Source organism: Planktothrix sp. PCC 11201, assembly GCF_900009135.1.
Taxonomy (GTDB): Bacteria; Cyanobacteriota; Cyanobacteriia; order Cyanobacteriales; family Microcoleaceae; genus Planktothrix.
Genome location: NZ_LT797709.1, coordinates 69,977 through 87,981, shown reverse-complemented (window position 1 = coordinate 87,981; position 18,005 = coordinate 69,977). Strand labels below are relative to the sequence as shown.

Here is an 18,005-nt window from a genome sequence, read left to right as displayed (position 1 = left end):
TCTGAGGCGTAAACGTCTCACTACAAGTGATCACAATAACCGAAAAAAATCTAATTTCCTAATATTATATGAAATCTAATATGAAATCCCTAAATGTATGCTCCATATTCTACAAATTTCCCCCTTTTTAAGCATGATGAAATGGGTATGTGATAGTTTAGATTTACAAACAGATATAGGATTTATTCTACAGTGGATGTTTGTAACCTTGGTGGGATTTTTAGTTAGTTTAATTTGGATAGAAATTGGAGAAAAACCGGATTTAGGAGCCTTAGAAGGAGCTATTGGCGGATTAATTATTAGTCTGGCTCAATGGTTTATTTTGAAACAGTATATTTCCCAAAGTTGGCGATGGATTTTTGTTCATGTTTTCATATTCAGTATCATCGCCTTAACTCCGGTCGGACTCTTGGGTTGGGTGGCTCCACGCACCTTAAATCTTACCCCTAGAATTGTCCACGGGTTGATAGAAGGAGTAAAATTAGGACTGTGTTTAAGCCTAGGACAATGGTGGGTCTTACGCACTGAAGTTTTCCAAGCCTGGCGATGGATAATAGCCAGTGTCATCTCTTGGGGGGTCGCATTACCCATCGGTTGGATGTTTGGAGGAATTATGCGTCAGGGGACAAGTTTCTTTCTCGGAGACGTTTTAGGTTTATTCCTGGTTTGGACAATTGTTGCTGGGATGACCGGGACAGCACTAACTAGGTTATTATGGTATCCGGTTAAACAAGGTGATTGGTAGGAAGTTCAAGTTGTTTACGGTGATCAACCTCCGTTGTTTCCTCATTTTGATGAGGAAACAAGAGTTCGGAAGTAGATATAACTTCCCCTTGATGCGAGTCTATTTCTGGGGTTAAAACTGATTCTGAGGGATCGGGTAAAATATTTAATAGAATTTTAGGGCCAGATATTGCTAAGTGAATCACCTGTCCATCCACTAAAGGGATTTGTTGAACCGCCTGTCCATTGACATAGGTTCCATTGGTTCCTAGATTCACGACCAGCCAACGTTGATTGATATGACAAATCTCGACATGGTAACGAGAAACGACCGCACTATAGAGAACAACATCATTCTTCAGCGATCGCCCAATCCGAATCACATTGTCCTTGTCAAATACCCAACTGCGGACAGGAATCGATTGGAGAGGATGTAATAAGGTTAATCTAATCACATTGGCAGAATCTAACAATCAACAGCTATGCCATGAACCTATTTTCAATCGAAAATTTGGAATTCTCGGTTTTTAGGGAATAGAATCAAAAACTTCCTTCATTTTGGGGTTTAATAGGGGTTAGATTTCCTAATTCCCTTAAATAAGCTGTTAATGATCTAATCCCACGGTTCAACCGATTTGAATAACAGGGAAACCCGGTTTTTTCTCACCCCCTCCTAACCCTTGGAAAGTTGAAAAATAAACGAAACCAAATCCCCTTTTCCTAAAGAAATCCGATCACCTGGTTTTAACCGGTGACGATTCCCCTTGGGCAGAGCCGTATTATTAATATAAGTGCCATTAGAACTGCCCACATCTTCAATATAATACGCATCTCCTTCAAGGCGAATATCCGCATGGCTACGAGACACAATTTCCGAATTGGGAAATCCCGAAACATCCACATCGGGGGGGACTAAATCATTCGGTTTTCCCAAATGAATCACCGACACATTTTGAGGTAATTCCAGATCCGTACTGGTTTGGACATGAATTAACTTAGCCGTCTGTTGCTGTAACTGAGTCGCCGAACTTTGGGAACCCAAATTCATCGGAACCGGAGGGGGTTCAGGAATGACCACCGGAATCACCGGAGGAGTCGTTTCCATTGCCACAGGAGGGGGAGATTTCTCTAAATTTAACCCCGAACTCACCGCCACTTCCGGTGTGGGTAGATTCGGAGGCGAAACCACCGTCGGAATTACCGCTTGTATTTCCTCCTGATTACTAACCGTCGCGGGCTGTAAATTCGACCCACACTGACCACAGAAAGCCGCATCCGTTTGTATCGTTGCCCCACAATGGGGACAGCTGGTAGTGGAGGGCAAAGGCGTATAACAGGCTTCACATTGGGTCGCGCCTTCTGGGTTTTGATGACTACAATTCGGACAAACAATCATAGGATTTGGATAAGCAAACTTGAGTAAAATTAGGGTTTCAGATGCTTAATTTTGGCAAATTTTCAGCGAGTTTGGCTCCGGCTTCCCGATCCAATAACCACCAAAGTTCCCCCACGGGTTGAATTAGGCGGCTGGGATAGGTAATGGCATCCTCCTCGGTGGCGAACACCCGGTCTAACGGTTCTTGTTTATTTGACCCGGTGACCAGAAACAGGACACAACGGGCCTGATTAATCAAAGGAACCGTAAAGGTTATTCGGGGCTGACCATCCTTATTGCCAACGGTAATTAAGCGATCCTCAACGGTTAAGGCTGCGGTATGGGGAAATAAAGATGCGGTGTGAGCATCATCTCCCATCCCTAATAAAACCACATCAAAAGCGGGGAACTCTCCGGCATTGAGCGCAAAGAATTGTACTAACTCCCTATTGTATTGTTCTGCATCGGCAATGGGATTATTGGCTAAAGTTGGCATCGGATGAATATTAGTGGCGGGGAAATTCACCCGATCCAGCCAGGCCTGCGCTGCCATTTTTTGGTTACTATCGGGGTGATCCGGCTCCACATAGCGTTCATCTCCCCAAAATACATGGATTTTATCCCAAGGTAAAGGTTGTTTGGCTAGGGCTTCATATAGGGGTTTGGGGGTACTCCCTCCGGCTAAAGCGATCGTAAATTGATTCCGAGTTTCAATTGCTTCTGTGATTTTAGCCAGAAGGATTTCTAAAGCTCGCTCAATGAGTTCCTCTCGATTCGCTAAAATTTCTATATTTTTTTCCACTGGGATAGCCTCACAAGATGGATTTCGACATTGAATTCACAGGCTATAATAATCATAGGGGGTTTTGTTCGTTAGCGGTTGGGGTACAAAACCCAGCATTTCTTATCTGAATTACTTGACTATCTACCCCTGTTCCTTTCAACCCAGCAATCGGCTGTTTGTCAGTTATGTCACACCGAATTCCTGAGTCTATTCGTGCCGTAGGGGAGGAATTGCGGTTTCTCCTGCAACCTCGTATTTGGGGCTCCGTCAGCGTTCTGGCAGTGGTGGGGGTTTTCTTTTGGCAATTTTCTGAAAACCCCGAATGGTTTAGTTTAGATGGAGAATCAACCCTAAATCCTGGCAACTCCGAGAGTCAACTCACCCCGGAACAACAATCGATTGCTGCGGATATTGATAACTCTAAAGTTTTACTAGACGCATTAGGGAGTAATAATCCCTTGATTTCGCCTTTAAATTCTAATAGTGAGGTCAATAAAGATTTACTTAAACAAACTCAAAACCCAGATAAAAAATCTGAGCCGAGTCCTCGGTCTAATCCTTTATTGGATAGTTTATTTTCCCCATCCAATTCCACAAATCAACCCCCCGTAGAGGAAAATTCCCCAAAAACCTCCAATCTTCCCAATTCGGTTTCTGAAAATTCTCCTACCTCTACTACTGGCAGTTCTAACTTGGGTCTAAAGGGTTTGGGCTCCCCTGCAACAGAAACCACAAATCCCGAAACGGCAAAAACCTCCCTACAACAAGCTATGCAGAACTATCTGCAAACTCAGGAAACAGAAAACACGGATTCGGCTGCACCCTCTGATACAACTGATGCTTCAAAAAGCTCATTAATCAACGATAAAAATTCCGCCAGTAATCCTCCGAATAGTCTCACTAATTCTAATTCAGCCTTAGATCCCAGCCTCGGAACAGCAGTTGGTGTCACACCTTTTACTGGAAACCCAACCCTTACAGGACAGGTTACTCAACCCAGTTGGAGTGTTCCCAGAGACAATCCTAATCAGGCTGTTGGTACGGTTCCCCTGCCCCCGATTCAGAATCCCTATCAAACTAACGTTACCCTACCTCCGGTGGTTCCTACCGTGCCAACAGTTACACCTGGAACCGTCCCCAATTCTGGGTATGCCAACTTCAATTCCTTACCTTTAAATAATACCGTTCCCTCCTATTCAGTCACGCCTAACACGAATATTAACAGCACTGTTCAACCCGTTCAACCGAATAACTACATGACTCCTAGTAATATGAATCCCAATATACAACAGGGTCAAATTGGTCAAACTCAACCTAATTTTTCCGTTCCTAACCGGGTTCCAGGTCGTTATATTGGCGGGGGGGAAATTAACACTTTTGCCAACCCATAAATTAGAGAGGAATTGGGAATTAGGATTAAAAACCCGGTTTCTTAAAGAAATCGTTGTATTTTTCCGATCAGTAATGTAGACTATAAGTCACTACAACAAAGAGAACTCACGATGAAAGCAATCAGCCTATTTGCATGTGGCGGAATTGGTGATCTGGCTTTGCGCCATACTGGATTTGATGTATTAGTTGCCAATGAGCTACTTAAAGATCGTGCTGAAATTTTCAAGTTTAACCATCCAAAAACAAGAATGATAGTTGGTGATATATGGGAGAAACAGGCTGAAATAATTTCAGAAACACATCGCCGACTATCTGGTGAACATCTGGATATTGTTTTTGCAACTCCTCCATGTCAAGGGATGTCAAAAAATGGCCGGGGAAAGTTATTAAATGCTATTCGTAAAGGATCTAAAGATAAAATTGATATTAGAAATTTACTAATAATCCCAACTATAGAAGTCTTCTTACACAGTGGAGCGCATACATTGATTATGGAAAATGTTCCAGAAATGGAAAATACATACATACCAAATCCAAATAAAGATAGAGATCTTGTTAATATTATAAATTTTATTCACCAGTCGCTCGGCAGCGATTTCTTCAGTTCGTTGCGTGTGATCGACTTTGCTAATTATGGTGTTCCTCAAAGCAGACAAAGACTGATTTCAATATTTACAAAAAATGCAAAGTTCAAAAATCATTTAGAACTTTTTGGTTCTCTCTTTCCCGAAGAAACCCACAGCAAAAAAGAATGCAAACTACCTAAGTGGAGGACTGTTCGAGATTCCATATCTCATCTACCTTCACTTGATGCCAGTTGTGCAGAAAACGCAAAGCACGAGTTTATTAAATATCATTATGTTCCAATATTGGACAAAGATAAGTATTTTTGGGTTAGCAATACACCGCCCGAAAAAAGTGCTTTTGATAATCAATGTATTAATCCTGTATGTAGGTTTGATGATAACCCTACACATAGTTCAAGAAAGAATGATGAGGGAATAAATAGGGCTAGTACGGAAACCCCGCTGTACTGCATAAAATGTGGATATCTTTTGCCACGACCTTGGGTCAAAGAAAATGGCAACTATAGACTGATGAAAGGCTACACAAGTGCATACAAGCGTATGAAATGGGATTCACCATCTAGTACACTAACCCGAAACTTCTCCTATGCTTGTAGTGATAATAAACTGCATCCAGTCCAAAATAGAGTCTTATCGCTGTATGAGGCAATGATTCTTCATACTATTTCTGAATACCATTTTGAATGGAAAAGAGAAGATGGAAAAAAAGTCAGTGATAAACTGATCAGAGAATTGATTGGGGAAAGTATCCCTCCTGCTGGTTTAGAAAAAATCTTTTCTTATTTAGCATCCATTTTAAATGATGAGTGTATTGCACTAACTCAATCCATTCAGTATCCGCGACAACTCTGTCTATTTTAAAATTAAATCGCCGTGATTATACTTGTTAAAAAAATCAATATATCTTTGATCATCTATAACTGCAATCCAATTTTCATACATCTTATTAACACTATTTCGTGGCATAATCGACACGCTAGTAGTTCGTCCACCACCTGCTTTCGGCTGAACAATTTTTCCCCAATCATTTTCAGTCAAGTTATTGCCAAAGAAAACGGCAACAATTTGCGGTATGCGATCATGAAAATCCCACAATATACCAATCAGATTATTTGTTTCTCTGTGATGAGCTTTCCAATCATAGCTTTGCATAATATTGATTCTTGTGTCACCAATATCTGGCTTTTCTATTCCCATACTTGCACATTTCTTTGGTGAAGGAACAGAACCACAAGTAGCTTTAACTTCGACTCCACCATTTGCAAATGGACTAAAAGGAGATTTATCACGCAATTTTCCTTGTCTCTTTAGTATTTCAAAAATACGCTTTCCTTGGTCATCCATCAGAAGTAAATCTGGATAACCGTCTTGATGAGGATTCTTCAGAAAGACATGATTAGATTCTTTGGCAATACTTATTACAAATAACTCACCAATAAATGCAGAAAGATTTCTCATGCCAAGAATTCTAAATATATCTACTGGTATTTCATTGGTTATTTGTTTAATCACAGATTGGCAATCAAGCAATGCACGAGTAAAAGTTTCTTTTTCGATAGCTATTTTTTCACCTTGGCTAGATAAAAAACTGGTGTCAGATTCTTTATTGATGATGTAAGGCATTTATTTCTTTTAATACACGATTGAAAAAAGATTGAAAATCTATCCCTAGAGCCAATATAATTTGCTCCAGAGAGTCCAAAGTAATGTTTCTGACTCCCCGCTCGACGCCAGATATATATGTTCTGTCCAAGTCTGCTTTATCAGCCAATGCCTCTTGGCTCATATTTCGTTCTTTCCGAAAGTGCTTTATAGTTATTGCCACAGCAGGAACAAGTTTTTTCTTCATCAATATCAATACAAAACTTGGGTGAAATATAATCACTATTTTCTGGCTTTGAAGACTATTAGTCTATGGACTATAAGTCACAAATTTGATTTCCCGTTATATTGGCGAGGGAGAAATTAATACCTTTGCCAACCCATAAAACCGGATTCAAACTATAATTTAATTATCAAAAATAGGAAATCAAACTGAATCAATCCCCCAACTAAACCCGGCAATTCTGATTAGAATTGATTCAACCCGTAAAAAAAATCACCCCTGAAGGACTTTACTATTGCAACCAACATGATTACTATGGGAAAGACAAAACATCACGGTTTGGAGTGAGGAAACAGGATGTACATCGTACAAATTGCCTCTGAATGCGCCCCAGTCATCAAAGCGGGAGGCTTAGGCGATGTTGTGTACGGACTCAGTAGGGAGCTAGAACTGCGGGGTCATACCATTGAAATTATTTTGCCCAAGTACGACTGCATGAGGTATGACCAAATTTGGGGACTTCATGAAGCCTATGAAGACCTCTATGTTCCCTGGTTTGATGGCGCAATTCATTGTACTGTCTTTTGTGGTTGGGTTCATGGAAGCTTATGCTTTTTTATTGAACCTCACTCCGAAGATAATTTCTTCAACCGAGGTTGCTATTATGGTTGCGTAGACGACCATTTACGATTTGCCTTTTTTAGTAAGGCCGCATTAGAGTTTTTACTTAGAACTGATAAACGTCCCGATATTCTCCATTGCCATGATTGGCAAACGGGTTTAGCTCCTGTGATGTTGTATGAAATGTACAAATATCATGGCATGGAAAATATTCGGGTTTGCTATACCATTCATAACTTTAAACATCAAGGAATCGCGGGGACAAATATCCTTTGGGCAACGGGATTAAACCGAGAATCCTACTATTTTGAATATGACCGTTTACGCGATAATTTTAACCCCTTTGGATTAAATTCTATGAAAGGGGGAATTGTCTACTCTAACTTTGTTACAACCGTATCTCCTAACCATGCTTGGGAAGCCCATTATGGAGAATTTGGTTATGGTTTAGGACATACCTTAGAACTGCATCAACATAAATTTGGTGGCATATTAAACGGGATTGATTATGCGGTTTGGAATCCTGAAATTGATTCATTTATTCCCCACCCCTATAGTCCCGAAGATTTAACAGGAAAGGAAAAGAATAAAAAAGCTCTACGGGAAAGATTGTGGTTAAGTCATGATGATAAACCTCTTATTTGTTATATTGGTCGTTTAGATGATCAAAAAGGGGTGCATCTGGTGCATCATGCTATTTATTATGCCCTGCATCGACAAGCTCAATTTGTATTATTAGGTTCAGCAACCGAACCCAGTATTAATTCTTGGTTTTGGCATGAAAAGAACTTTTTAAACAATAACCCCGATTGTCATTTAGAACTTGGGTTTAATGAGGAATTATCCCATTTAATTTATGCAGCGGCGGATATTATTGTGGTTCCGAGTAATTATGAACCCTGCGGATTAACTCAAATGATCGGGTTAAAATATGGGGCAGTTCCAGTTGTTCGGGCTGTGGGAGGATTAGTTAATACGGTTTTTGATCGGGATTATGACGAATATCACGAACCGGAAGAACGAAATGGTTATGTTTTCAATTACACGGATTTTCAAGCCCTAGAATCCGCAATGGATCGAGCCATTGGCCTGTATAATTACTATCCCGATGAATTTGAAAAATTGAGAATTCAAGGCATGAATTATGACTATTCTTGGAACCAACCCGGAACAGATTATTTAGCCATTTACGAATTCATTAGACATAAGTAATTGAGTTGCTACGGATTTAAACCTGGGTTTGTGGAAAGCAGTGCCAGCGTCCTCGCTGGCTGGTGTTTATATCGCTTTGCGATCGCACGTTTCAGCAGTTTTAGGTTTCTGCGGTAAAAGCTTCGGGGTCAATGTCCCAGTTTACCCAAGAAATGGCGGCACGGGCAGAAGTGAGGTCAGGAGGAACCCGCAAAACGTGAATATGATTTGTACTCGGACAAGTCATTTTCAACAGATGAATTGGTTCAATATCCACCTTAGCATCAATTTTAAGTAAGGTATATTCGCGCCAAGAGTCAAGTTCAATGGCTTGGAGTTCCTTACAGATGCGCTCATAGCCCATTTTTTCGATCAACAGTCGGCGAATTTCCGAATTTTTTTCCGTCAATAACCACTCAGCTTTTCGCTGGCTGGGGTGAGCCCAATATTGCCGAGGAAATCCCTTCATCCCAAATACAGAAACTTCCAAGTTTTGATTAGGATGATTAGCAAGTGCTGAGAAATCCTGAATCGGATTGTCCCTTAGATCAATATACTTCAAGTCTTTTAATTGTCCAATTTCCGGTGGTAGTTCTGTCAGAGAATTATACCGTAAATCAAGTGTTTGTAGACTGTGCAACTGACCGATTTCCGGTGGTAGTTCTCTCAGATAATTACGCTCTAAATAAAGTGTTTGTAGACTGTGCAACTGACCGATTTCCGGTGGTAGTTCTGTCAGACGATTACCCTGTAAATAAAGTGTTCGTAGACTTTGCAACTGACCAATTTCCGGTGGTAGTTCTGTCAGAGAATTATCGCGTAAATCAAGTGTTTGTAGACTGTGCAACTGACCGATTTCCGGTGGTAGTTCTGTCAGAGAATTACGAGATAAATCAAGTGTTTGTAGACTTTGCAACTGACTAATTTCCGGTGGTAGTTCTGTCAGAGATTTATCGCTTAAATAAAGTGTTTGTAGACTGTGCAACTGACCAATTTCCGGTGGTAGTTCTGTCAGAACACGATTACCCCCTAAATTAAGTGTTTGTAGATTGTGCAACTGACCAATTTCCGGTGGTAGTGCTTTCAGATTATTACGCTCTAAATTAAGTCTTTGTAGACTGTGCAACTGAACGATTTCTGGTGGTAGTTCTGTCAGACGATTACCCTGTAAATAAAGTGTTCGTAGACTTTGCAACTGACCAATTTCCGGTGGTAGTTCTGTCAGAGAATTATGCTGTAAATCAAGTGTTTGTAGACTTTGCAACTGACCAATTTCCGGTGGTAGTTCTGTCAGAGAATTATGCTGTAAATCAAGTTTTTGTAGACTGTGCAACTGACCAATTTCCGGTGGTAGTGCTTTCAGATAACTACGCTCTAAATCAAGTGTTTGTAGACTGTGCAACTGACCAATTTCCGGTGGTAGTGCTTCCAGAGAAGTATGCTCTAAATTAAGTGTTTGTAGATTGTGCAACTGACCAATTTCCGGTGGTAGTGCTTTCAGAGAAGTATGATCTAAATTAAGTGTTTGTAGACTGTGCAACTGACCAATTTCCGGTGGTAGTGCTGTCAGAGAATTATACTGTAAATAAAGTGTTTGTAGACTGTGCAAATGACCGATTTCCGGTGGTAGTTCTGTCAGAGAAGTATAGAATAAATTAAGTGTTTGTAGACTGTGCAACTGACCAATTTCCGGTGGTAGTGCTTTCAGAGAATTACCCTCTAAATTAAGTATTTGTAGACTGTGCAACTGAACGATTTCCGGTGGTAGTTCTTTCAGATTATTACGCTCTAAATTAAGTGTTTGTAGACTGTGCAACTGAACGATTTCCGGTGGTAGTGCTGTCAGAAAATTATGCTGTAAATTAAGTGTTTGTAGACTGTGCAACTGACCAATTTCCGGTGGTAGTGCTTTCAGATAACTACGCTCTAAATCAAGTGTTTGTAGACTGTGCAACTGAACGATTTCCGGTGGTAGTTCTCTCAGAGAATTACCGTATAAATTAAGTGTTTGTAGACTGTGCAACTGAACGATTTCCGGTGGTAGTTCTGTCAGAGAATTACCGTATAAATTAAGTGTTTGTAGACTGTGCAACTGACCAATTTCCGGTGGTAGTGCTTTCAGAGAATTATGCTCTAAATTAAGTGTTTGTAGACTGTGCAACTGACCAATTTCCGGTGGTAGTTCTGTCAGAGAATTACGCTCTAAATTAAGTTCTTCCAGGTATGTATGCTGTTGAAAAAAGTCAGATAGAGGTTCTTTAAGCCCTCCGTTCGATAAATCTGGCGATAAATTTAGTTTCATGAGATTCTCCAGTTGTTCAAATTTGTTTAGGAGAGCGATCGCCATCAAACCCACCAAAAGGAAGTTGTGGGATGATTGCCAAATCAGCAATTTTTAGGTTTTTACTGCAAAAGCTTCCGGGTCAACATCCCAGTTTGCCCAGCAAATGGCTTCACGGGCAGAAGTGACGTCAGGAGGAACGCGCCAGACATGAAAACGCAGGCTGCATCACTCGTTGCAGCACTCGCCACCCGTCGCGCGATATCTGTGGAGTCTAGGACAATAGATTAATCAGCAACAGGGTGCCATCCTGTGGGTTCATACTCCCGTTGAATCCGCACAACCCAATCCCCCTTGGGAATTTGCAGCGCATGATGTTCTTCGTGGCTGAGGGTAGCAAACTCAGACAAGACACGCAGATACAGCGTCCCATCCCGTTCATAGAGTTCTGCTTGTCCGTTTGAAATTTGGTGTTTGTGTCCGGTGGCTTCACCCAGCGCAAGCACCAGATGGTCTTGCTTATTATGTTTAACTGCTGTGCCGGGAATTAAAAAAATTAAAAGAACGTCACCTTGTCGCATCGGTTGCATTGCACTTCTCCTATATAGCCGTTGTTATTTCCCAGTCTAATCGCTGTGAATAGTTGAGTTAGGGTCAAAATCAATTTACACTTTAGCCCAGATGGTTTGTACAGGCTATTTGGGATTCTGAGGCGATTACCCTGGGGCTAATTCTCTTGCGCGATCGCACGTTTCAGCAGTTTTAGGTTTCTGCGGCAAAAACTTCGGGGTCAGGGTCAGGGAGTAACGGTTATTTCTCTAACCGTACCGCATACCATTGAAGATATTGACCCGCACCCACATCTAGGTCACAGCTTGTATCAAGCAGACACTTAGCTTGTTCTTCAATGGTAGCAAAGCGCTGTAAATCTTTGGGTAAGTTGTCTTGACATTGCGACAAAACGGATTTGAGTTTTTCCAGGAGTTCCGTAACATTCATAAACTGTTCCGGTTCATGGGTTTCTAACAGCAGAAAGGTATCCTCATCATACATCAGCGCATCTGGCATAGTAGTTTTCTCGCAAAATATTAATATAATAATAATAGAACAAACTAAACTACACCCGCTTGAAAAATCTGGTTTGCTGTGAGGTTCAAATCTGGAAAAGTTGGCGACACAATCCGATCATTCTCTCGAAACTTGACGATTTGATATTCACCGTCAACCAAGTTACAGATAGAAATTGTCGGTTGTTTGGGATTTCCAATAAAATTGCGTCCGCCCAAAGCAGCATAATCGATAATCCAATATTCCGGTATACCCATCTCCTCATAATCGGCGTATTTCAAATAGTAATCATCTCGCCAATTGGTTGATACAACCTCAATTAATAAAGGTATCGATGCACCTAAACTGAGGGTAGATTGTTTTTGCCATAATGTTTCGTTAGCCAGATTTGCGCGATCAAGCACCAAGATATCAGGGAAATAACCACAATCTTTTTCAGGAGGTCTAACTATCACTTGGCGGGGGATACCATAGGGTAATCCTAGACGATCTATTTGAACGGAGATTTTGATGCCAAGAAAACTGATAACTTCCTCATGTTCGCCTACTGGTTGTGCCATCTCAACAATATCTCCATTATGCAGTTCGTAGCGTACCGCCGAATTTTCTGGCAGCCACTCCACAAATTCCTCGAAGTTTACGAGTTTGGGTAAAGCTTGAGTCATAGGTTTTGAGAATTACCGATAATATAAATTATATCTCTAAGTTCTATTATCTAAACCAGTTATGACGCTTTGGAGAGCATAATGTTAAGAATTAGTATTGAAAACGTAGGAGATCACTGGAAAGCCCTCTTAGAAAGAGTGGCTCAAGGTGAAGAAATCATCTTAGTTGATGGGAGTAGAGAAGTTGCCAGACTTGTTCCACCAAAAACAAGACAAGAATTGGTATTGCAAAGAAAAAGATTTCGAGACTCTGTACTCTTGACAGGTGAATCGTTGAGGATGACAATTATTCAAGCCAGAGAAGGAGAACGGTATTGATTTATTTAGATACGAGCGTGTTAGCTGCTTTTTACTGGTCAGAAGCACTCAGCGAAATAATAGACGATTTATTAAACAATGAACCCGAACCCGCATTGAGTCAATTGCCAAGGTAAGCTGCTACGCAGCTTGATTGTATAATAGAAGATTAAGTATTTTTAGGGATATAACCCCCAATGCCAGCCAAAAATCATCTGTCTAAAGAGCAAAAAGAAAGATTACTTAAAGAAATGAAAGAAAATCAAAATGCTCAAATTAGAGAAAGGATTTTAATTTTATTATTAATGAATGAGGGAAAAACCTATCAAAAGATAGCCAATTTTTTAGAAATTTCCTATCCGACAGTAGCGTACTGGGCTGTTCATGGTGATCCCGATAAAATGGAGAGTTTTATAGATGGAAGAAGCCAAGGAAACTTTCGGAAAGCTACGGCTGAATATGAAGAAATGTTACTAAAAGTAGTAGAAAAAGAACCATCAGAATACGGATATGAATTTGGGAGATGGACAGGAAATAGATTAGCAACATATTTAGAGCAAGCAACAGGAATTAAGTTGAGTGGCTCTCAAGTCAGGAGAATATTACAAAGAAAAAAGTACGTTTACCTTTGGGCAAAGTACAGCTTAGAGGACAAACAAAATCCGGTACACAGGAAAGCATTTAAAGAGAAATTGTTAGAGTATTTAAAAATAGAAAAAGAATCACCTGAACGCTTGCAAGTATGGTTTTGGGATGAAGTAGGATTTAGTTTGAGAGTAATAAGAAGAAAAACCTGGGGGAAAAAGGGAAGCCGAAAAAAAGTAACAGGACAAAGAAGGAAAGGAAGAGTAAATCTAATGGGAGGGTTAAGGTATAGCGATAAAAAAAGAATAAATTTTGTGATTAAGAAAGGAGAATCGGAGACCTTTTATCAACAAATCAAAGCTTTACATAATTGGATTGTTGAAGAATGGATAGAGTCGGGAAAATTAGCCGAAGAATTTTTAGAAACTGGGCCTAAATTAGTAATAATTTTAGACAATGCTAGTTTTCATAAAAAGAAAGAGATTTTAGAGAGAATAGAAGCAGAAATGCCGAATATTAGGTTAGAGTTTTTGCCCCCTTACAGCCCTGACTTTAATTTAATTGAATTGGTTTGGCACTCAGCTAAAGAATATATTGCTCATCGGCTATTTGAATCAGTAGAGCAGTTAGAAGAATTATTGAATAAATTGTTAAACGAAGGAGATTTAATCATTAATTGGTCTCGCAAAATTAAAAACAAAGGAAATGCTATTTATTAAATCAAGCTGCGTAGCAGCTTATTAGGAGTTCCAGTCCAAATTTTAAGACTTTAGCGCGACCAAAAAATTTCGTTTTAATTAATGCTTGCTTGGGAGCACAACTGCATTAATCCAGACTGAATCGGTATATATTGTTCAGGTGTTAAAGTTCCTAAATAAGCTAGAACTCGACGAGGATCAATGCTCCGCAATTGATCTAAAAGAACTATAGAGGGTTGAGGTAAACCACCTACTCCAGCTTCTAAACAGGGATAAAGGCTTGGATTTTGGCGTGACCATAATCCGGTTTGAGTTGTCAGAGGTACAACTATTAACATTGGATAACGTACTTCTCCCCAAGGCAATCCAATCACAATTACAGGTCGATTGCCTTGCTGTTCATGTCTTCTCGGAATGTGACCGGGTAAGGCAACTAAGATGACATCCCTGCTTGACAGTAAATCAGGCCGGAACATCTTTACCTCCAATTACTGCTAATCCTAAACCTGGGATATATTCAACTGGTTTCCCTTGGGGTTGACCATTGATGCCCCAATCGTAAATATCAACTTCTGAGAGGTTAGCTTCAGCTTCCTGAATTTGTTGTTCTAGTAACTTATACAGTTCATGTTTAGCTTCTAAATCCAGACGAGAGATGGCTTCTATGATTGTGGTCAAAGGAATTGATACATTTACGATTGTTTGAGTCATAACAGAAATTTGGGCTATTGTTTGCACAAAAAGGTTAATGTTAATAATTATTATAACACTAAATATCAACTTCTGGCTTAAATATTTGACACCCATAGACAACTTATAAAAACCCGCCCCAACCCCACCAACAAATGATGCAAACTGGCTTGACAATTATCAGCTAAAACTGAAAGAGATCGGAGCGATCACGCTTTCCCTCTAAAAAAACGATCACGATATTTTCGTGACCAACGCGATCGCACCTCCCCAAAAAAGCGATCGCTTTTAAGAGGGGGCGGGTTTAGATAGGTTATGGGTTAGTATTGAATCTTGTTGCGGAACCCGCCCCTACAAAAAGTTACTATTAGCCGATCGCACCTTGGTTGATATTAAACCCCTAAAAGGTCGGAATGACTGGCGCTTGAAAGTGGGAGATTATCGGGTAATTTTTATAATTGATAATGAAAATAAAGTTTATTTTGTTACTAAGATTGGGCTGCGTGGAGATATTTATAAATAAGAAGGTAAGGGCGATCACATTTAAGAAGAAGAAGGGCGGGTTTAGGAATATTATTGGTGAGAATTGAATATTATTACAGAACCCGCCCCTACATTTTGTTAAAAAATTGCGAGCGCTCTGGGAAATACAGAAGCGATCGCCTAAATCATCAATCTGTCTGATGATGAGATCAGATAATAGTGAAGTTTTGCGCCGTCAAGGGGACATCATGGGTGATGGTAATTTTGTTTTCTGGACTGAGGGTGATTGTAGAATAAAGTTGTCCAGGAATAGGATTGCCATTCTGATCAATTATTTTGCCATTGAAGAAGTTTCCGGGTGCAGCTAAAACAGCCGCTCCATCGGCAAAACCAAGACCAGCAGCTACCTGAATCTTGTCATCGGCTACGACAAAATCAGTGATGCTATCTTCACCGCTTGTTGCCTCAAAAATAAAGGTATCATTACCTGCACCACCTGATAGAAAATCGTTCCCATTACCGCCATTGAGGTAGTCATCACCAGCTACACCCTCGATTCTGTCGTTACCGCCTAAACCATTGAGAGTATCACCCAAATCTGTGCCGAGGACTATATCATTACCCTCAGTACCTATTTGTCAAAAAAACTCCACAGCATGGGTATCTTTTGGCGAAAGACTCGGTGTGATGTCCAAAAGTCGAACGGTCTGTCGAACAACTTTGATCATGCCAACAGACTACCAACCACCCAGGGAAAAAAAGTTGCCAAAAGGTGACGATTCAGGTAGGATAAAGTGACAAAAAGTGAAAAAAGTGAATAACATAGGTCTAAATCTTGACATCCAGGGAAATAGACCCGGTTTCAAATACTATTAATTAATTCCCTGTTAAGCGATGGATATTGAACAAATTGTTGAATCTATCAAGCAAATTGTTGATTCCAAAAGTGGAAAATACTTGAAAGATATTCAAGTGGATATTTTGCGGGGCGCATTGAAACAAGAGGGATATATTAAAATTTCTCAGGCCACAAACAGAAGCCTAGAGAGTATTAAAAAAGAAGCCTCTTTACTCTGGCAATTATTGAGTCAAATTTTCGGGGAAAAAGTTACGAAATTTAATGTTAAAGAAGTGTTAATGCGATCGCTTTATTCCGTTTCCCCGGCAAAATATAATACCCGTGAAGATTGGGCGTATGCACCGGATGTATCTTATTTTTTAGGACGAGAAACTGATTTAAACACCCTGAAACAATGGGTGATCCAAGATCATTGTCGTCTGGTGGCGGTGGTGGGACTGCCAGGGAAAGGAAAAACTAACCTTTCTGTGAAATTAGCAAAAGAAATTAAGGGAGAATTTCAGGGAATTATTTGGCGATCGCTTGTCAATGCACCTCCGATTCAGGAGATCATTAAAGACTGGATTTTATTTTTATCCCAGCCAGAAAAGGCTGATTTACCGGATAGTTTAGACAGACAAATTGCTCTATTAATTGCTTATTTAAAACAACACCGATACTTATTAATCTTAGATAATATTGAGACGATTATCGCCACAGAAACTCACATCGGAAAATATAAACCCGGTTATGAAGACTATCAACAATTATTAGAAAAAATTGCATTAGTTTCCCATCAAAGTTGTTTACTCTTAACAAGTCGGGTCAAAATTAGTCATTTAGAAAAATCCGTAGGTCAAAATCAGCCCGTGCGTTTTTTCATGTTGGGAGGGTTAACTATTGACCCAGCAAAACAACTATTTAAAGAAAAAGGTGAATTTTTAGCCAGCGAAACTGAATGGGAAACCTTAATTAATTTTTATCAAGGAAATCCTTTAGCCTTAAAGTCAACTGCTTGTCATATTAAAAATATTTTTGCTGGGAATATTGGGGAATTTCTCAACACCGGAAATTTATTTTTTGAACATCTGAGAGAATTATTAGAGTGGCATTTTGAGTCTTCCTGTCCAGAAGAACGTCAGATTTTATTTTGGTTAGCAATTCACCAAGAACCCGTTTCTATCTTAGAATTAAAACTGGTTTTAATTTCGGTGATTACTCAACACCATTTATCCGATTATTTAGAATCATTATACCTCAAAATGTTGCTAAAAAGAATAGAAAATCAATACTATTTTACCCTGCAACCATTGTTAATGGAATATGTCACCCAAAAATTGATTATTACCGTCACTCAAGAATTAATCACTGGAGAATTTAATCTTTTTAAGAGCCATGGGTTAATGGTAGCTACGACTAAGGACGATATCAGAAATAGCCAAATCATAAAAATCATTAATCCGATTATAGACTCTTTGTTAGAACAATTTAAAACTCAACAAAATTTAGAAATCCATTTAAAATCTATTCTCTTACAAACTCAAGAAAAATATCCCCTCGCTTCCGGTTATATTAGGGAAAATTTGATTAATCTGTTGCGCCATTTACCGACTAATCTCAAAAGTTATAATTTCTCTGATTTTACCCTTGGGCAAGCTAACCTACAAGGGGTTAATCTTCAAAACGTTAATTTTTCTAACTGTTATTTAGGAAGTTTTGGTTTTTGTGCTATTTGACCCGAGTTAGAGGCTTTAAATATTCCCCAAGTCGTCTTTCCTCTGGTGGGCTAAAGCCACCCAAGCTCCCAAACTTCCATCCCGAATTTGTGAATGGTATGATTTGTGGTTAGTCCCATGTTAAAATTAAATTCAATACCGATAATTCCGACCGAATTACAGGGGT

19 protein-coding genes and 2 pseudogenes are annotated in these 18,005 nt (G+C 39.7%); 8 read left to right on the top strand and 13 right to left on the bottom strand.

Annotated features, from left to right (window positions below; all coding sequences use genetic code 11):
* Positions 1 to 97: 97 nt before the first annotated feature.
* On the top strand, positions 98 to 745 hold the full coding sequence (locus PL11201_RS19005; protein ID WP_234996773.1) for a hypothetical protein: 648 nt from the start codon (positions 98 to 100) through the stop codon (positions 743 to 745).
* Here PL11201_RS19005 and PL11201_RS19000 read toward each other — a convergent pair.
* The 3 genes from PL11201_RS19000 to pgl all read right to left on the bottom strand — a co-directional run bounded on the left by PL11201_RS19000 (position 726) and on the right by pgl (position 2,900).
* Entirely contained in the window at positions 726 to 1,178 is a 453-nt protein-coding gene (locus tag PL11201_RS19000) for an FHA domain-containing protein (protein WP_079680520.1), read from the bottom strand. The two genes, PL11201_RS19005 and PL11201_RS19000, sit on opposite strands and share 20 nt — an antisense overlap.
* Positions 1,179 to 1,396: 218 nt before the next feature.
* Complete coding sequence (locus tag PL11201_RS18995; protein WP_079680460.1) at positions 1,397 to 2,119, bottom strand: FHA domain-containing protein; 723 nt, start codon at positions 2,117 to 2,119, stop codon at positions 1,397 to 1,399.
* Positions 2,120 to 2,156: 37 nt separating this feature from the next.
* Positions 2,157 to 2,900 carry a 6-phosphogluconolactonase gene (pgl, locus tag PL11201_RS18990; protein ID WP_079680459.1) on the bottom strand — a complete coding sequence of 248 codons (744 nt, stop codon included), beginning with the start codon at positions 2,898 to 2,900 and terminating at the stop codon, positions 2,157 to 2,159.
* Positions 2,901 to 3,067: 167 nt separating this feature from the next.
* On the opposite strand from pgl, the gene PL11201_RS18985 reads away from it, so the two are divergent.
* The gene (locus PL11201_RS18985; RefSeq protein WP_079680458.1) at positions 3,068 to 4,273 is read left to right on the top strand and encodes a hypothetical protein; all 1,206 of its coding nucleotides are present in this window, start codon (positions 3,068 to 3,070) and stop codon (positions 4,271 to 4,273) included.
* 111 nt (positions 4,274 to 4,384) lie between these two features.
* Positions 4,385 to 5,722 carry a DNA cytosine methyltransferase gene (locus tag PL11201_RS18980; protein WP_079680457.1) on the top strand — a complete coding sequence of 446 codons (1,338 nt, stop codon included), beginning with the start codon at positions 4,385 to 4,387 and terminating at the stop codon, positions 5,720 to 5,722.
* Here PL11201_RS18980 and PL11201_RS26900 read toward each other — a convergent pair.
* Positions 5,714 to 6,484 carry a hypothetical protein gene (locus PL11201_RS26900; RefSeq protein WP_200816821.1) on the bottom strand — a complete coding sequence of 257 codons (771 nt, stop codon included), beginning with the start codon at positions 6,482 to 6,484 and terminating at the stop codon, positions 5,714 to 5,716. The two genes, PL11201_RS18980 and PL11201_RS26900, sit on opposite strands and share 9 nt — an antisense overlap.
* Positions 6,465 to 6,647, bottom strand: coding sequence for a helix-turn-helix domain-containing protein (locus PL11201_RS18970; RefSeq protein WP_234996777.1), 183 nt, complete (start codon positions 6,645 to 6,647; stop codon positions 6,465 to 6,467). The genes PL11201_RS26900 and PL11201_RS18970 overlap by 20 nt, the downstream gene beginning before the upstream one ends.
* Before the next feature lie 396 nt (positions 6,648 to 7,043).
* On the opposite strand from PL11201_RS18970, the gene glgA reads away from it, so the two are divergent.
* The gene (gene glgA, locus PL11201_RS18965) at positions 7,044 to 8,519 is read left to right on the top strand and encodes a glycogen synthase GlgA (RefSeq protein ID WP_079680455.1); all 1,476 of its coding nucleotides are present in this window, start codon (positions 7,044 to 7,046) and stop codon (positions 8,517 to 8,519) included.
* Positions 8,520 to 8,619: 100 nt separating this feature from the next.
* Here glgA and PL11201_RS27175 read toward each other — a convergent pair.
* From PL11201_RS27175 to PL11201_RS18945, 5 genes and pseudogenes are all read right to left on the bottom strand, one after another.
* Positions 8,620 to 8,949, bottom strand: a pseudogene (locus PL11201_RS27175) (DUF6745 domain-containing protein); the annotation flags it as partial.
* Positions 8,950 to 9,015: 66 nt separating this feature from the next.
* Positions 9,016 to 10,800, bottom strand: a pseudogene (locus PL11201_RS18960) (leucine-rich repeat domain-containing protein); the annotation flags it as partial.
* Positions 10,801 to 11,066: 266 nt separating this feature from the next.
* Positions 11,067 to 11,369 carry a hypothetical protein gene (locus PL11201_RS18955; protein WP_079680453.1) on the bottom strand — a complete coding sequence of 101 codons (303 nt, stop codon included), beginning with the start codon at positions 11,367 to 11,369 and terminating at the stop codon, positions 11,067 to 11,069.
* 220 nt (positions 11,370 to 11,589) lie between these two features.
* Positions 11,590 to 11,847: a CRR7 family NDH-1 assembly protein gene (locus PL11201_RS18950; protein ID WP_079680452.1), complete on the bottom strand. Its 258-nt coding sequence runs from the start codon at positions 11,845 to 11,847 to the stop codon at positions 11,590 to 11,592.
* Between the two features lie 44 nt (positions 11,848 to 11,891).
* Positions 11,892 to 12,512, bottom strand: coding sequence for a Uma2 family endonuclease (locus PL11201_RS18945; RefSeq protein ID WP_079680451.1), 621 nt, complete (start codon positions 12,510 to 12,512; stop codon positions 11,892 to 11,894).
* Positions 12,513 to 12,593: 81 nt separating this feature from the next.
* Between PL11201_RS18945 and PL11201_RS18940 the strand changes: the two genes are divergently transcribed.
* Positions 12,594 to 12,830 carry a type II toxin-antitoxin system Phd/YefM family antitoxin gene (locus PL11201_RS18940; protein WP_079680450.1) on the top strand — a complete coding sequence of 79 codons (237 nt, stop codon included), beginning with the start codon at positions 12,594 to 12,596 and terminating at the stop codon, positions 12,828 to 12,830.
* Between the two features lie 176 nt (positions 12,831 to 13,006).
* Positions 13,007 to 14,113 carry an IS630 family transposase gene (locus PL11201_RS18935; RefSeq protein WP_079678947.1) on the top strand — a complete coding sequence of 369 codons (1,107 nt, stop codon included), beginning with the start codon at positions 13,007 to 13,009 and terminating at the stop codon, positions 14,111 to 14,113.
* A gap of 74 nt (positions 14,114 to 14,187) precedes the next feature.
* On the opposite strand, the gene PL11201_RS18930 is transcribed toward PL11201_RS18935, so the two are convergent.
* Together PL11201_RS18930 and PL11201_RS18925 are read right to left on the bottom strand one after the other, a co-directional pair.
* Complete coding sequence (locus PL11201_RS18930) at positions 14,188 to 14,568, bottom strand: type II toxin-antitoxin system PemK/MazF family toxin (protein WP_079680449.1); 381 nt, start codon at positions 14,566 to 14,568, stop codon at positions 14,188 to 14,190.
* On the bottom strand, positions 14,555 to 14,803 hold the full coding sequence (locus tag PL11201_RS18925; RefSeq protein ID WP_144017825.1) for a hypothetical protein: 249 nt from the start codon (positions 14,801 to 14,803) through the stop codon (positions 14,555 to 14,557). The genes PL11201_RS18930 and PL11201_RS18925 overlap by 14 nt, the downstream gene beginning before the upstream one ends.
* A gap of 304 nt (positions 14,804 to 15,107) precedes the next feature.
* Here PL11201_RS18925 and PL11201_RS18920 point away from each other — a divergent pair, with 304 nt between their 5' ends.
* A complete protein-coding gene (locus PL11201_RS18920; protein WP_079680447.1) occupies positions 15,108 to 15,305 on the top strand; it encodes a type II toxin-antitoxin system RelE family toxin in 198 nt (65 codons plus the stop codon).
* A 169-nt stretch (positions 15,306 to 15,474) separates the two neighbouring features.
* On the opposite strand, the gene PL11201_RS18915 is transcribed toward PL11201_RS18920, so the two are convergent.
* Positions 15,475 to 15,900 (bottom strand): calcium-binding protein, encoded by a 426-nt coding sequence (locus tag PL11201_RS18915; protein ID WP_079680446.1) that lies wholly within the window; start codon positions 15,898 to 15,900, stop codon positions 15,475 to 15,477.
* 259 nt (positions 15,901 to 16,159) lie between these two features.
* Here PL11201_RS18915 and PL11201_RS18910 point away from each other — a divergent pair, with 259 nt between their 5' ends.
* On the top strand, positions 16,160 to 17,839 hold the full coding sequence (locus PL11201_RS18910) for an NB-ARC domain-containing protein (protein WP_079680445.1): 1,680 nt from the start codon (positions 16,160 to 16,162) through the stop codon (positions 17,837 to 17,839).
* Positions 17,840 to 18,005 lie beyond the last annotated feature (166 nt).